Origin of the sequence: Flavobacterium chuncheonense (genome assembly GCF_042686145.1) — a bacterium.
Classification (GTDB): Bacteria; Bacteroidota; Bacteroidia; order Flavobacteriales; family Flavobacteriaceae; genus Flavobacterium; species Flavobacterium chuncheonense.
In genome coordinates this window covers 304,397-322,147 of the sequence record NZ_JBHUPC010000012.1, presented here as the reverse complement: position 1 = coordinate 322,147, position 17,751 = coordinate 304,397, and the positions used below count along the sequence as shown (strand labels likewise).

The window sequence follows — 17,751 nt, the reverse complement described above, 5'->3', positions numbered from 1 at the left end:
AACTTTATTGTGAAATAGTTTTGTAAACCCGCTAAAGAGGCGGGTTTTTTTATTTTAATATTTTAAGGAGAACAAATAAAGCATTAAATTTAATGTGTTAATAACTTATTGATTTAACAATTAAATAACTTGATGATGAAAAAAATTACTTTTCTTCTTGCTTTTTTTATAGCAAGTTTAGGTTTTGCTCAAGCACCAGTTGGAAATGGTGTAGATGAGTTGCAAAGTCTACCATTTGACCCTTTTTTCGGGTACACCTATTCACAGAGCATTTATTATGCTTCAGAAATTAATGCCAATGGAAATATCACTAGTTTACAGTGGTATTTTAGTGGAGCTGCTGGTTCAACTATGCCAGATAATCAAAATATTACGGTTTATCTTGGGCATACTACAAAGACTAGTTTTGCAAGTACTACTGATTGGGAGCCTTTAGCAGGCTTAACAGCTGTTTATACTGGAGGTATTCCAGTAAATGGCCCAGGTTGGGTAACAATTACTTTTACAACGCCGTTTGCCTATAATGGAACGGATAATTTAGTAATTGCGGTAGATGAAAACATGGCTAATTATGATGCTTCGTCAGATGATTTTTACAATACCGCGGTTTCTTCACCGCGTTCTATATTCTTTAGAAGTGATAGTGTAAATCCAGACCCTGCAAATCCTCCGGTTACAGGATCTACTCTTGCTACGGTTTCTTTTGTGCCAAATGTTATCTTACAAGGAATTACACCTGCGTGTATAGCACCAACTAATGTTGCGGTTAGTAATATTTCGACTCAGAGTGTACAATTGGATTGGGATAATATGTCAAGTGTGAGTCAATTTGATTTTGAATATGTAATTCAACCAGTTGGAACAGGAGCGCCTACGACTACTGGTACTGCGGTTGTAGGTAATACAGTCACAGATAATACACTACAGCCTAATACAAGTTATGAGGTTTATGTTCGTGCAAATTGTGGAACTTCTGGATATAGTACTTGGTCTGGTCCAGTTTCATTTTTGACGCTTTGTCCTGCTTTTTATACTGCGCCTTGGACATACAATGTTGAAACAGCAGCAGCTACAACAAATGCAACAATAGAAGATTGTTGGACTACAGATCCGGCAGTAACAACTTCTGCGTTTAGATGGAATGTTGATGCTTTAGGATCGACACCTTCTGCAGGAACAGGGCCTTCAGGAGCAAAAAGTGGAACAAAATATTTTTATACCGAAGGGACTAGTGGAACTACAGGTGATGATGCAGAATTGTATTCACCTTTAGTTGATGTGACTAATTTAAATATGCCATCTTTACAATTTTACTACCATATGTATGGTGCTAATATGGGTGAACTGCATGTTGATGTTTATAATGGTACAACATGGGTAAATGATGTAGATTTAATTATCGGACAGCAGCAAACTGCAGAATCAGATCCATGGTTATTACGAATAGTTGATTTGTCAACCTATACAGGAACAATTCAAGTGCGTTTTAGAGGAGTTAGAGCAAATGGCGGTCTTTGTGATATGGCATTAGATGATATTTTTATCTCTGAAGCGCCTACATGTTTCCCAGTGACAAATGTGTTAGTTAATACTGTTACAGATGCAACTGTTGGTTTGTCTTGGACATATACGGGGCCTGCAACAGCTTGGAATATTGAATATGGTCCGGTTGGTTTTGTACCTGGTACTGGTACTGTTGTGTCTGCAACAACAAATCCATTTGTTGTTGGCTTGGTTACTCCCTTGTCGCCTAATACGGTTTATGAGTTTTATGTTCAAACGGATTGTGGTGCTGGAGATTTGAGTTTTATTACAGGTCCAGTTAGTGCAAAGACACTTTGTAGTGCTTTCACTGCGCCATGGACTTATGATGTTGAAACGGCAGTTGCTAACACATCAGCAACAATAGAAGATTGTTGGTCTACTAATCCGGCAATAACTACTTCTTTATTCAGATGGAATGTTGATGCAGCAGGTTCAACTCCTACTTCAGGAACAGGACCTTCAGGGGCTAATAGTGGAACTAACTACTTCTATACAGAAGGATCAAATGGAGCTACTGGTGATGTTGCAGAATTGTATTCTGCATCGGTTGATGTGTCTAACTTGAATACTCCATCATTACAGTTTTATTATCACATGTTTGGTAGTAATATGGGAGAATTACATGTTGATGTTTACAATGGTACCTCATGGACAAATGATGTTGATGTAATTATTGGGCAACAACAAACTGCAGAAGCAGACCCATGGGCGTTACGAATTGTTGATTTATCAACTTATACAGGAACAATACAAGTTCGTTTTAGAGCACTAAAAGGAAATGGTAGTAATTCAGATATGGCAATTGATGATATTTCTATCAAAGAGGCACCTACATGTTTTCCAGTGACAAATGTGTTAGTGGATATTGTTACAGATACGACAGTTGGTTTGGCTTGGACTTATTCTGGCCCAGCAACATCATGGAATATTGAATACGGTCCTGTTGGGTTTACGCCAGGCACGGGGACTGTAGTTGCAGCAGGTTCTAATCCATATGTATTAGGTTCAGTTAATCCTTTAACACCAGATACTTCTTATGAATTTTATGTACAAACGGATTGTGGCGCAGGTGATCTAAGTTTGTTAACCGGTCCAATAAGTTTTAAAACATTTTGTTCGCCATCTAATGCACCTTATGTGTATGATGTAGAAACAGCAATTGCTAATACTGCTTCATCTATGTCAGATTGTTGGTCTTCGAATCCTTCTTCAACTTCAAGTTTATTAAGATGGGATATTGATGGTAATGGTTCTACGCCATCATCAAGTACGGGTCCAGCAGGGGCAAATAGTGGTGCAAAATATTTTTATCTTGAGACAACTTCTGGACAAATAGGGGATGTGGCAGAATTATATTCACCATTAGTAAATATTACGCCTTTAACTGTACCTACATTACAATTTTACTATCATATGTATGGATCTTCAATAGGAGAGCTTCATGTTGATATTTTTAATGGAACATCTTGGGTGAATGATTTTTATATAATTTCAGGGCAGCAACAAACTGCGCAAAGTGATCCTTGGGCTTTACAGGTTTTAAGTTTAGATGCTTTTACGGGTGTCATTCAAGTTCGTTTTAGAGGGATTAAGGCAGGTACTCTTGGTGATATTTCGTTAGACGATATTTCAATTATTGAAGCGCCATCTTGTTTACCTACTACGAATGTAGTAGTAAGTAATGTTACGAATACACAAGCGGATGTTTCTTGGGATGATATGTCAGCTGTGAGTCAATTTGATTTTCAATATGTAATTCAAGCAAGTGGTACTGGTGAGCCAACAGCTGCAGGTATCGATGTGTTTGGTGCTAATTCTGTTACGGATAATACTTTAACACCAAATACTGATTATGAGGTGTGGGTTCGTGCAGATTGTGGAGCTGATTTTAGTACTTGGACAGGACCAGTATACTTCAAAACGGAATGTGATGCATTTACAGTTCCTTATTTTGAGAACTTTGATGCTTATATAGCAGGAGGTACTACAAATCCTAACGTGCCGGATTGTTGGACAAATTATGATGGTGGTGCTGGTTCTTGTTATATTAGTTCTTCTTTTGCTTATTCAGCACCTAGAAGTTACTACATGAATAACTCGTCTGATGCTAGTGGAGATTATATGTTAATTTCGCCAAATACAATTTCATTGTCAAGTGGTTTAAATAGAACACGTTTCTTTGCTAGATCAGGTACTAGTGGATACGAAGTACAAGTAGGGACTATGACTGATAAAACAGATCCAACTACTTTTACGTTAATTTCTACAGTTGCTTTAACAAATGTACATACTCAATATGTGGTAAATATTCCAGCAGGAACTAATCAATATTTAGTATTTAGACATGGATTAGGTGGAACATTCAGAACAATTTATTTAGATGATATTATTGTGGAAGCTATACCAACTACATCTCCAACTTGTTTGACAGCTATTACAGCAACTCCTGATGCAGCTTGTGGAAACTTTGCAACATCTTTAGCTTGGGATCACGTTACAGGAGCAGATGGATACAAATTAAATGTAGGAACTACTCCTGGAGGAACTGATGTTTATAATGCCTTAGATTTAGGTTTTGTGACAAATTATAGTTTTTCAGGTTCATACAACACAACTTATTATTACACTGTAGTGCCTTTCAATGCTAATGGAGATGCAACTGGTTGTGCTGAAATGACATTTACAACGGCTACTAATGGTTGTTATTGTACATCAGTTCCAACATCTAATGATGGTCTAGGAGTGTCTAATGTACTTATAGGAGCAACTAATTATCCTAATGGTGATGTAATGTATGCAGATTATACTACTACTGGTACACCTGAGAATTTAATGATAAATACTACGACAAACCTTCAAGTAACTTTTGCAACGGGATTTGTATATACAGCAAACATTTGGATTGACTTTAATGATGACTACAATTTTGATAGTTCTGAATTGGTTTCTTCAGGAACTTCTTTAAGTACAAATCCAACTACTTTGGATGTGTCATTTACAATGCCGGCTACAACAAATTTTGGAAATCACAGAATGAGAATTGGTACAGCTTGGACAGGTCAAAATACTCCGAATCCATGTTATTCAGGTTCTTATGGTATAACACTTGATTTTACAGTTAATGTAGTTGATAATTTAAGTACTTCTACTTTCGTTAATGATACTTTTAAAGTATATCCAAACCCAGTTCGAGATATCTTAAAATTAGAGTATAACTCAGAAATAACAAATGTAAAAGTTATCAGCTTATTAGGTCAAGTTGTAATTAATAGCGATATTAATGCAACAACAACACAAATTGATATGTCACAATTGAATGCAGGTACTTACTTGGTAAATGTAACTATTGGCGATATTGTTAAAACTGTTAAAGTTGTAAAACAATAAGTATTTGTTGTTATAAAATCATTAAAACCCGCTTTTTGAGCGGGTTTTTTTGTTTTAATGTATTTTTAATAAAAAAAACGAATCTATATTTATACTGTTAATTTATTAAAAATTTAAAAAATTAAAATGAGAAAATTTATTCTTTTCTTTTTTGCTCTCATTCTGAGTTGGCAATTAAAAGCCCAAGTTAATGTTGTGGAAAACTTTGATGCAGGAATCGTTTTACCATCTGGTTGGACGCAGTACGGAGGTAAAACAATTTCTTCCTTAGGTGCATGTGCTGGTAAATCAATACGTGATAATTTGTTTACTTCAAGTCCAAGTGGCACGCTTACTTCTCCTAATCAAGCAGGTATGGTTAACGCTACTGATTTGACCTTTAGTTTTGATTATAAAATTGTGAATTATAATTCACAGAATGCTACTAATCCTGGATGGGGGTTTGTGCAATTACAATATTCAACTGATAATGGAAATACATGGAATTTGTTTTATACTATTGATGATTCAAATCATGTAGTTTCAAATTTATGTACTAATTTCACGCATATCATCCCAGCTGCGAATATGCCTCCTGTTGGGTCAGATTTTAAATTTAGATTTCAGTTTGCGTGGACTTCTGGAAACTGGGATTTTTATATCGATAATGTATCAGTTACTCAAGTCGCAACAAATTCACCAGCTTGTGTAGCTTTGGCTGTACCCGCAAATGGAGCGGTTGGTGTTGATTCTCCTATTATAACATGGCCGAGTGCTTCGGGTATTGTAGATGGGTATAAACTTAATGTGGGAACTACATCAGGAGGAACTGATGTGTTGAATATGTTTGATGTAGGAAATGTAACCTTATATGATTTAGGGTCGCTAATAGGAGGTGCTACTTATTATGTAACGGTAGTGCCTTATAATGCAAGTGGTGATGCTGTGGGGCCTTGTCCTGAGTCTACATTTACAGCATGTGGAGTGTATAATGCTCCTTTTGTTGAAGGATTCGAAAATGGTGGTTTTATACCGTATTGTTGGACGATGAGTGGGAGTGAACCTTGGCAATTTAGTAATACTGCAGGTGTAAATTTCATTGGCGATAACGGAAATATTGTTGGGTCAACTCCTTCTGGTGGTTATTTTGCATGGGTAGATGATTCAGGTCCAGCAACAAATGATGTAGCTTTAACTTCACCTCCGATTAATGTATCAGCTTTAACAGTACCTCAATTGGTTTTTTATGAAATAAGTGATGGTGGAACAGGAGGAAATGCTACACTTCAGGTTGAGGTTTGGGATGGAGCAATATGGAATGTAGTTGCTTCTTATAATACTAATACATCTGGTTGGAAAAAAAGAATTGTAGATTTGACTAGTTTAACTATTACTGGAAATATAAAAGTTAGATTTACTATTTTAGGTTCAGTAGGTGATTATGATGATATTGCTATTGACGATGTTAGTGTTATAGAAATGCCTACATGTGCTGAACCTGTGAATTTAGCCAGTACAAATGTGACGGCTACGACAGTGGATTTAAGTTGGAATTATCCTTCAGGAACGCAGAGTAATTATGAATATATTGTACAGGCTTTAGGAACTGGTTTGCCAATTGGAACAGGTGTGTCAGTTTCCAGTGAAACAGTTACTGCAGGTTTAGTAACTCCACTTGTTCCGAATACGATGTATGAAGTATGGGTGCGTACCAATTGTGGAACTGAATTTAGTGAATGGGCGGGGCCATTTTATTTTAAAACGCTTTGCAGTGTTTATATGGCGCCTTGGACATATAATGTAGAAAATGCATTACCGACTACATCTGCTGAAATTGAAGATTGTTGGACAACAAATCCTGCAAATACAACTTTGCTATATCGTTGGAATGTAAATACTAATGCTACAACTCCATCGACGAGTACTGGTCCTGCTGGACCAAATAGTGGTGCTAGATATTTTTATACAGAAGGCAATAGTGGGGTGGTTAATGATGTAGCTGAGTTGTATTCTCCAAGTATTGATGTTTCAGGTTTAACAAGTCCGTCAGTTCAGTTTTATTATCATATGTTTGGGTCTTCAATGGGAGAGTTGCATATTGATGTTTTTAATGGGACTACATGGACGAATGATGTAGATGTAATCGTGGGGCAGCAACAAGCAGTTGGAGCTGATCCATGGCGTTTAAGAATAGTTGATTTGTCTGCTTATACAGGTGTTATACAAGTACGCTTTAGAAGTTTAAGAGGAGTTAGTACTTTATCAGATATGGCTATTGATGATATAAGTTTTGTGGAATTACCTACGTGTTTACCTGTAGTAGATGTAATGATGGACTATGTTGGGGATACTCAAGTTGGATTGTCTTGGACAGAAGTAGGTTCTGCAACAAATTGGAATATTGAGTACGGACCTTCTGGTTTTACGCCAGGAACAGGGACAGTAGTTGCGGCAAATTCAAATCCATATATTTTAGGGTCGGTTACGCCACTTTCTCCATCAACAGCATATGATTTTTATGTACAAGCAGATTGTGGTTCAGGGGATTTAAGTTATTGGAATGTAGTGTCTACTTTTACAACTGCATGTACTGCGCAAGCAGCACCATGGTTGTATGGTGTTGAAACACAATCAGGTACTGTAAATTCAACAATTGTGGATTGTTGGTCGTCAAACCCTACAGGTTCTGTAAGTGTTTTTAGATGGAACATTGATGATAATGGGTCTACACCTACAAGTGATACAGGGCCATTGGATGCTTATGCTGGTGATAGATATTTTTATGTAGAAGCTACAAGTGGATCAACAGGTGATGTTGCGGAGTTGTATTCACCAATTGTAAATATAACTACATTAACAGCTCCTTCATTACAATTTTATTACCATATGTATGGTGCAGAAACAGGTGAATTACATGTTGATGTTTTTAATGGAACAACTTGGGTAAACGATGTAGAAGTAATCATTGGACAACAACAAGCAAATCAAACAGATCCTTGGGGGTTAAAGATTATTAGCTTGGTTAATTATACTGGGAATGTTCAAATTCGTTTCAGAGCTATTAAAGGAGCTGGTCAGTTTGGTGATATTTCTTTAGATGATATTTCTTTAATTGAAACTCCTTCTTGTTTACCACCTAATAATATAGTGGTTTATGATGTTGCTAATACACAAGCTACTATTAGTTGGGATGATATGACTTCATCAAGTCAGTTTGATTTTCAATATGTAATTCAAAATGTAGGAATTGGGATGCCAACAGCGGCAGGTATTGATGTAGTAGATGATATATCGGTAACGGATACTACTTTGTTGTCAAATACACAATATGAAGTTTGGGTTAGAGCAAATTGTGGTGGAACTGACGGTTTTAGTATCTGGACTGGACCAGTATATTTTACAACTCAATGTAACCCATTTGTAATTCCATATTCAGAGAATTTCGATACTTATGCAGCAGGTTCAGCTAGTAATATTAATAATGCTGATTGTTGGGCGTTTATTGATGGAGGTGTAGGTTCTGGTTATATAACTTCTACTTATGCAAATTCTGGTACCAAAACCTTTGTGTTAAGTAATTCAAATGATACAACTTCAGATTATATGTTGGTATCGCCTTCAACAATTGGGTTGTCGAATGGATTGAATAGAGTAAATTTTTATGCAAAATCTTCGGTTTCAGGATATGATTTACAAGTGGGTACCATGACAGATGTTACTAATCCTTCTACTTTTACATTGCTTAGTACGTTTACCTTAACGGATGTTTTTACACAATATCTGGTGAATATACCATCGGGTACGGATAATTATGTTGTGTTTAGACATGGTTTGGGAGGTAATTATAGAAATTTATATATTGATGATATTAATATTGAAGAGAGTTCGTTAAGTACGAATGTATTTGTAAATAATGCTTTTAAAGTCTATCCAAACCCTGTTAAGGATGTTTTGAATTTGGAGCATGATAGTGAAATTTCAAGTGTTCAAGTATTTAATTTGTTAGGTCAATTGGTTATTGAGAATAATGTAAATGCTGCCACAACTCAAATTGATATGTCAAAATTAACTTCGGGGACTTATATGGTGAATATAAGGAGAGGGAGTGAAATGAAGATTATTAAGGTTATTAAAGAATAACTTTATGTTATAAAAACTTACAAAAACCCGCTTTTTTAGCGGGTTTTTTTATATATTCTTATTTAATTATAATTTATTAAAAAAATATATAATATAGTTATTGTGTTTTTTTATACATAATTAATTGAGTATTTTTTATTTATTGTTAAAAATGATTATATATTTTGTAATTATTATTTTTTTGTTAAATTCGATAAAAAATAACTAACAAATATTAAGTGAATGAAAAAAATTACATTATTTTTTGTTTTTCTTTTTTCGTGTTTGAGCTTTGCTCAAGTACCGATAGGAAATGGGACAGATGAATTGCAGCGAATGCCATTTGATCCCTATTTTGGCTATAGTTATACCCAGAGTATTTACTATGCAACTGAGATAAATGCAGCTGGAAATATCACTAGTTTAAAGTGGTATTTTAGTGGGGCTGCCGGCTCAACAATGCCGGATAACCAAAACATCACGGTTTATCTTGGGCATACTACAAAAACAAGTTTCTCTGGTAATACAGATTGGGAACCTTTAACAGGGTTAACGGCTGTCTACACTGGGGGTATTCCTGTAAATGGTCCAGGGTGGGTAACCATTACTTTTACAACGCCGTTTGCATATAACGGAACCGATAACTTATTAGTTGCTGTTGATGAAAATATGCCAAGTTATGATGCTTCTACTGATGATTTTTATAACACAGCAGTTGCTTCCGCACGATCGATATACTATTTTAGTGATCCCAATAATCCTGATCCTGCGGCTCCTCCAACAGCAAGTGGTTTAGCGTCATTTGTTCCTAATATTGTTTTGGAAGGAATCGCACCACCATGTGTTACGCCAAGTAATTTAGTAGCTTCAAATGTTATGGCTAATACGGTTGTGTTGACATGGAATGATCCTTCTGGTACGCAATCTGATTATGAATATGTAATTCAGCCTAATGGTGCTGGTATTCCTACTGCAAATGGAACTCCAGTTTTAGGAAGTACAACTGTGACAGATAATACAATTCAGCCCAATACAAACTATGAAGCTTATGTACGAGCAAATTGCGGTGTTGATGGCTATAGTACTTGGCATGGTCCAATAACATTTTTAACGCCTTGTGTTACAGCAAACGCGCCATGGACATATGATGTTGAAACAGCAGCAACTACAACGAATTCAAGTATATCAGATTGTTGGACTTCTAATCCAACCGCAACAACTGCTGGTTTTAGATGGGATGTTGATGGAAGTGGTTCAACTCCAACAACTTCTACAGGTCCTTCAGGAGCACACAGTGGGTCGAATTATTTTTACACAGAATCGTCAAGTGGAGTTCAAGGAGCTGTTGCGGAATTGTATACCCCTATGGTTAATATATCTGCATTAACAGTACCTGCATTAAAATTTTATTACCATATGTATGGAAATACTATGGGTGAATTACACGTGGATGTATATGATGGTACCGCTTGGGTTAATGATGTAGACGTTATTACTGATCAACAACAGACATCAGCCGGTGATCCTTGGACTTTAAAAGTAGTTAACTTAGCTTCTTACACAGGAACTATTCAAGTTCGTTTTAGAGCAATCAGAGGTTCTGGAGGTTTTGGAGATATGGCTCTCGATTCTATTGCTATAGTAGAGGCTCCATCATGTTTACCTCCAGGTAATATAACCGTTAGTAATATTTCAGCTCAAGGTGTTCAAATAAATTGGGATGATATGTCAAATGTGAGTCAATTTGATTTTGAATATGTTGTACAATTGCAAGGTATTGGTATGCCGACAACAAATGGTTCATTAGTTTCTGATTTTACTGTAATAAATAACACTTTAACATCTAATACTTCATACGAAATATTTGTAAGGGCTGATTGTGGTACGGAATACAGTGATTGGGTTGGGCCAGTTGGTTTTAAAACATTGTGTGATTCATTTACAGTTCCTTATACTGAAAATTTTGATGCGTATCCTTCAGGTTCATCAACGAATCTTGTTACTCCAGATTGTTGGTTTAATATTGATACTGGTGTAGGTTATGGTTATGTTTCATCAACGTATTCAAATTCAGCGCCAAGAAGTTATTACATGTATAATAGTAATGATACTGCAGGAGATTATATATTGGTTTCTCCACAAACAACTGCTTTGTCAAATGGCTTAAATAGAACACGCTTTTTTGCTAGAGGTGGAAGTTCAGGATATCTTTTAGAAGTTGGAACTTTAACAGATCCATCAAATCCAAGTACTTTTACATTAATTAGTACAATAACACTTACTAGTGTTTTAACAGAGTATACAGTATATATTCCTACTGGTGCAGATTTGCATCTTGGTTTTAGACATGGTTTAGGAGGAACACTCCGTTCGGTTTATTTAGATGATATCGTGGTTGAAGCAATACCATCATGTGTTGAGCCATCAACGTTTGAGTATTCAAGTTTAGGTAATTCATCAGTAGTTTTAACATGGGGTGATCCTTCTGGTGTGCAGTCAAATTACGAATATGTAATTCAAGCACCAGGTACAGGAGAGCCAACAACGAGCGGTGTTGCTGTTTCTGGCACTACAGTTACGGATAATACTTTAACAGCTAACACAGCCTATGAAGCTTATTTAAGAGCTGATTGTGGAGCTGGAGATTATAGTGTATGGGTAGGACCAATTACTTTTACCACATTATGTAATGCTTTTACAGTTCCTTATTCTGAAGATTTCGATGCTTATAGTGCAGGATCAACCGCAAATAACAATACACCTGATTGTTGGTCGTATCAAGAGCCATTTGGAGGTGTGGGTTATGGTTTTATTTCTTCTACAACTCCAAATTCTGGAAGCAGAAACTTTTATTTGTATAACAGTGGCGATTCAACAGGTGATTATATGTTAGTTTCTCCTCAAACAACAGGATTAAGTAATGGTTCAAATAGAACACGTTTCTATGCCAGAACGTCAAGTACTAGTCCAGGTTATACAGTTGAAGTGGGTACAATGTCAGATCTAACAGATCCTTCAACATTTACTTTAATAAGCTCAATTGGATTGACAAATGTTTACACGCAATATGTAGTAAGTATACCAACAGGTACAGATACATTTCTTGTTTTTAGGCATGGTTTAGGTGGAACATATCGTTCTATTTATCTAGATGATATTATAGTAGAAGCAATACCAATAACTCCACCTACGTGTGTGACTAATTTAGTTGCAACTCCAGATGTTACTTGTGGGAATTTTTCTACTTTAATTAATTGGGATCATGTTTCTGGTGCTGATGGTTATAAAATAACTATGGGTACTACTACTGGAGCTAATGATGTACTTAATGCGGTTGATTTAGGATATACTTCAACTTATTCACATATAGGAATGTATAATTCAACATTCTATTATACTATTGTTGCTTATAATGCAAATGGAGATGCAACAGGTTGTTCTGAAGGCACATTTACAACAGCAGCAACCGGGTGTTATTGTTCGTCTGTTCCAACGAGTAATGATGGGCAAGGAGTTTCTAATGTACTTTTAGGAGTAACTAATTTTCCTAATGGTGATGTGATGTATGCAGACTATACAGCTACGGGTACACCTGAGAATTTGCAAAAAAACGCACAAACTACACTACAAGTTACTTTTGCAACAGGTTATGTTTATACAGCAAATATTTGGATAGACTTTAATGATGACTATACTTTTGATAGTACTGAATTGGTGTCAACTGGAATTACTCCTTCAAATGTTAATCCAACAACATTAGATGTGTCATTTACTATGCCTGCAACGGCAAATTTAGGTAATCACAGAATGAGAATTGGTACAGCCTGGACGGGTCAAAATACGCCAAATCCATGTTATTCAGGATCATATGGTATAACGCTTGATTTTACTGTTAATGTTATAGAGAATTTAAGCACTTCAACTTTTGTTAACAATACTTTTAAAGCATATCCAAACCCAGTTAAGGATAACTTTAAAATAGAATATGATAACGCAATTTCGAATGTTAAAGTTATTAATTTGTTAGGTCAAGTTGTAATTGATAATTCGGTTAATGCAACAACTACTGAAATTGACATGTCACAATTAAATGCAGGAACTTATATGGTAAATGTTACTATAGGAGATGCAATAAAAACAATCAAAGTAATTAAAGAATAACAAATTGTTGTAATATAAATTAAAAACCCGCTTTTACAGCGGGTTTTTAATTTATATAAATTTTACATTTAATTTATATAAATTGTTTTTAATATTTGAATTATGTTTTTTTTATTCACTTTTAATGTGTAAACATTATTTTATGTTAAATATGTTTATATTTTTTTGTTTTTATATTTTTTGTTAAATTCGCAAAAATTAACTAACAAACATTAACTAAATGAAAAAAATTACATTATTTCTATTTTTCCTATTTTCGTGTTTGGGTTTTGCCCAAGTGCCAATAGGAAATGGAACAAATGAGCTCCAAAGTTTACCATTTGATCCTTTTTTCGGTTACACTTATTCGCAGAGCATTTATTATGCTTCAGAAATTAATGCCAATGGTAATATCACTAGTTTGCAGTGGTATTTTAGTGGTGCTGCTGGTTCAACCATTCCGGATAATCAAAATATTACGGTTTATCTTGGGCATACTACAAAGACTAGTTTTGCAAGTAACACTGATTGGGAACCTTTAGCAGGCTTAACAGCTGTTTATACTGGAGGAATTCCTGTAAATGGTCCAGGGTGGGTAACGATTACTTTTACAACTCCGTTTGCCTATAATGGAACAGATAATTTAGTAATTGCGGTAGATGAAAATATGTCAAGTTATGATGCTTCGTCGGATGATTTTTACAATACCGCGGTTTCTTCACCGCGTTCTATATTCTTTAGAAGTGATAGTATAAATCCAGATCCTGCTACTCCGCCAACTACAGGTACACTTCTTTCTACAGTATCTTTTGTGCCTAATGTTATTTTACAAGGAATTGCACCTCCTTGTGTTGCGCCAAATAACTTAGTGGCACAAACTGTTTTATCAAATTCGGTTGCTTTAACATGGAACGATCCTTCTGGAACACAATCTGATTATGAATATGTAATTCAGCCTGTTGGTACTGGTATTCCTACTGCAAATGGTACTGCTGTTTCAAGTAGTACTACTGTGACAGATAATACTGTTCAACCAAACACAAATTATGAGGTTTACGTACGTGCTAATTGCGGTACTGATGGTTATAGTACTTGGCATGGTCCAATAACTTTTTTAACACCTTGTGTTACATCAAACGCGCCATGGACATATGATGTTGAAACAGCTGCTACAACTACAAATTCAAGTATATCAGACTGTTGGACTTCGAATCCAACTGGAACAACAGCTAGTTTTAGATGGGATGTTGATGGGAATGGTTCTACTCCAACAACAACAACAGGTCCTTCAGGAGCACATAGTGGTGTGAATTATTTTTACACAGAGTCGTCAACCGGAGTTCAAGGTGCTGTTGCGGAATTGTATACACCTATGGTTAATATATCTGCGTTAACAGTCCCTGCATTGCAATTTTATTACCATATGTATGGAAATACTATGGGTGAATTACACGTAGATGTATACAATGGTACTGCTTGGGTAAATGATGTAGATGTTATTATAGGTCAACAACAAGCTGCAGAAACAGATCCATGGACATTAAAAATAGTAAACTTAGCGGCTTATACTGGTACAATTCAAGTGCGTTTTAGAGGTATTAGAGGTTCTGGAGGTTATAGTGATATGGCTCTTGATGATATTTCTATAGAAGAAGCACCTTCATGTTTACCTCCAAGTAACATTGTTGTAAGTAATATTGCTGCTCAAAGTGTTCAATTAGGCTGGGATGATATGTCAAACGTGAGTCAATTTGATTTTGAGTATGTTATTCAAGCACAAGGAACTGGAATACCAACTGCAAATGGAATTTTGGTTTCTGACTATTCTGTAACAGATAATACGTTAACCTCAAATACGTTTTATGAAGTATATTTAAGAGCAGATTGTGGAACTGAATACAGTTCGTGGGTAGGACCGGTAAGTTTTAAAACATTATGTGATCCATTTACAGTTCCTTATACTGAAAATTTTGATGCGTATCCATCGGGTTCATCAACGAATCTTGTAACTCCAGATTGTTGGTTTAATGTTGATACAGGCGTAGGATATGGTTATGTTTCTTCAACGTATTCAAATTCAGCGCCAAGAAGTTATTACATGTACAATGGTAATGATACTACAGGAGATTATATGTTAGTTTCTCCTCAAACAACTGCTTTGTCAAGTGGCTTGAATAGAACACACTTTTTTGCTAGAGGTGGAAGTTCAGGGTATCTTTTAGAAGTTGGAACATTAACTGATCCATCAAACCCAAGTAGTTTTAGTTTAATTACTTCAATTACGTTGACTAATACACAAACGGAGTATACAGTATATATACCAACAGGGACAAATTTACACCTTGCTTTTAGACATGGTTTAGGAGGAACATATCGTTCGGTTTATATAGATGATATCGTAGTAGAGGCAATTCCATCATGTGTTGAGCCAGCTGATTTTGAATTTTCAAATTTAAGTAATACATCGGTAAGTTTGACATGGAGCGATCCTTCTGGTGTACAGTCAAATTATGAATATGTAATTCAAGCTCCAGGGACAGGTGAGCCAACATCAAGTGGTCTTCCAGCTACTGGAACTTCAGTTACAGATAACACTTTAACGGCTAATACTACTTACGAAGCTTATGTAAGAGGTAATTGTGGAGCTGGAGATTATAGTGTATGGGTAGGGCCAATTACTTTTACTACATTATGTAATGCTTTCACTGTTCCTTATTCTGAAAATTTCGATGCTTACAGTACAGGATCAACAGCAAATAATAATACACCTGATTGTTGGTCATATTTAGAGCCTGCAGGAGGATTAGGATACGGTTATATTTCTTCAACAACACCAAATTCAGGTAATAGAAACTTTTATTTGTATAATAGTGGTGATTCAACAGGAGACTATATGTTAGTTTCTCCTCAGACAACTGATTTAAGTAACGGATTAAACAGGGCGCGTTTCTTTGCCAGAACGTCTAGTGCTAGTTCAGGTTTTACAATTGAAGTAGGTACAATGTCAGATGTGACAGACCCTTCGACATTTACGTTATTAAGTACTATTGCATTAACTAATGTTTACACGCAATATGTAGTAAATATACCAGCTGGAACAGATACATTCGTCGCTTTCAGACATGGTTTAGGAGGTACTTATCGTTCATTATATTTAGATGATATTACTGTAGAGGCAATACCATCAACACCGCCTACATGTGTAACTAATCTTGTAGCGACTCCAGATCCTGTTTGTGGTAATTATGCAACTGTAATTACATGGGATCCAGCTTCTGGTGCAGATGGTTATAAAGTAACTATGGGTACTACTCCAGGGGGTAATGATGTTCTTAATGCGGTTGATTTAGGTTATACTACAACTTATCCTCATATAGGTGCGTATAATAGTACTTTATATTATACAATTGTAGCTTACAATGGATTTGGTGATGCAACAGGATGTACGGAAGGTTCTTTTACTACAGCAGTAAATGGATGTTATTGTCCATCGGTTCCTACTTCAAATGATGTAAATGGTATAACGGGAGGTGTTATTGGAACAGCTTCTTTTACAAATCCAGATGTAACGTATACTGATAACACTACATTAGGTACTCCTCAAGTTTTTGAAAAAGGGACCTTAGCAAATGTTTCATTAACATTTGATACAGGTGCTTATACTTATGATGTGAATATTTGGATTGATTTTAATGATGATTTCAATTTTGATAGTTCGGAATTAGTTCAAACTGGAATCGCTTCTTCAAGCAGTAGCCCAAATACTTTAGATGCTTCATTTACTGTTCCTACAACAGGAATAATAGGAAATCATAGAATGCGTATTGGTACTGCTGATTTTGGTCAAGCAACTCCGAACCCGTGTTATTCAGGTTCTTTCGGTGTTACATTAGATTTTACTGTGAATGTAATTGAAAATTTAAGTACATCAACTTTTGTTAACAATACATTTAAAGCATATCCAAACCCAGTTAAAGATATTTTTAAAATAGAATATGATACTGAGATTTCGAATGTAACAGTTGTTAACTTATTAGGACAAGTTGTAATTAATAATTTGGTTAATGCGACAGCAACAGAAATTAATATGTCACATTTAAATGCAGGAACTTATATGGTAAATGTTACTATAGGAGATGCAATAAAAACAATCAAAGTAATTAAAGATTAAGTTTTTTAATAAAGTTTTTTAAACCCGCTTATTTAAGCGGGTTTTTTTATTTCTAGATATTGTGTGTTAGTTCTGTATTAAAATATATTGCAGTACTCTGGATATAAATGAAAGTTATAATTTGCTATTTATTATTTTGAATTAATAATAATTATTGTATTAATGATTGAAAATGATGTAATCTTATCAAAACAGAAAGTATAGTAACAAATGAGTGATTGATATCGTGACTAAAGTGAAAAAGTGTTAAATGTTATTTTTTTGCAATGTAAATGTTAAAAAAAAACTGTTTTTATAGGTTTGTTGCATGTTTTATTTTTAACAATTTTCAAAAAAATAGATTATTTTTTAGGGTGTATTGTGTTTTGATAGGTTTAATTATAGGTTTTTGTATTATTTATAAAAAAAAT

At 35.2% G+C, this 17,751-nt stretch carries 4 protein-coding genes; all 4 read left to right on the top strand.

From position 1 onward, the window contains the following. The first annotated feature begins 135 nt into the window (after positions 1 to 135). A complete protein-coding gene (locus ACFS5J_RS05350; protein ID WP_379811028.1) occupies positions 136 to 4,932 on the top strand; it encodes a fibronectin type III domain-containing protein in 4,797 nt (1,598 codons plus the stop codon). 126 nt (positions 4,933 to 5,058) lie between these two features. Beyond that, positions 5,059 to 9,051, top strand: a complete 3,993-nt coding sequence (locus ACFS5J_RS05345) for a fibronectin type III domain-containing protein (protein WP_379811027.1) — start codon at positions 5,059 to 5,061, stop codon at positions 9,049 to 9,051. 222 nt (positions 9,052 to 9,273) lie between these two features. Further along, on the top strand, positions 9,274 to 13,191 hold the full coding sequence (locus ACFS5J_RS05340; protein ID WP_379811026.1) for a fibronectin type III domain-containing protein: 3,918 nt from the start codon (positions 9,274 to 9,276) through the stop codon (positions 13,189 to 13,191). A 220-nt stretch (positions 13,192 to 13,411) separates the two neighbouring features. Continuing rightward, the gene (locus ACFS5J_RS05335) at positions 13,412 to 17,341 is read left to right on the top strand and encodes a fibronectin type III domain-containing protein (protein ID WP_379811025.1); all 3,930 of its coding nucleotides are present in this window, start codon (positions 13,412 to 13,414) and stop codon (positions 17,339 to 17,341) included. Positions 17,342 to 17,751 lie beyond the last annotated feature (410 nt).

Excerpts from the sequence above, each read along its gene's own strand:
- ACFS5J_RS05350 (WP_379811028.1), top strand. The coding sequence starts at position 136 with ATGAAAAAAATTACTTTTCTTCTTGCTTTTTTTATAGCAAGTTTAGGT.
- ACFS5J_RS05345 (WP_379811027.1), top strand. The coding sequence starts at position 5,059 with ATGAGAAAATTTATTCTTTTCTTTTTTGCTCTCATTCTGAGTTGGCAA.
- ACFS5J_RS05340 (WP_379811026.1), top strand. The coding sequence starts at position 9,274 with ATGAAAAAAATTACATTATTTTTTGTTTTTCTTTTTTCGTGTTTGAGC.
- ACFS5J_RS05335 (WP_379811025.1), top strand. The coding sequence starts at position 13,412 with ATGAAAAAAATTACATTATTTCTATTTTTCCTATTTTCGTGTTTGGGT.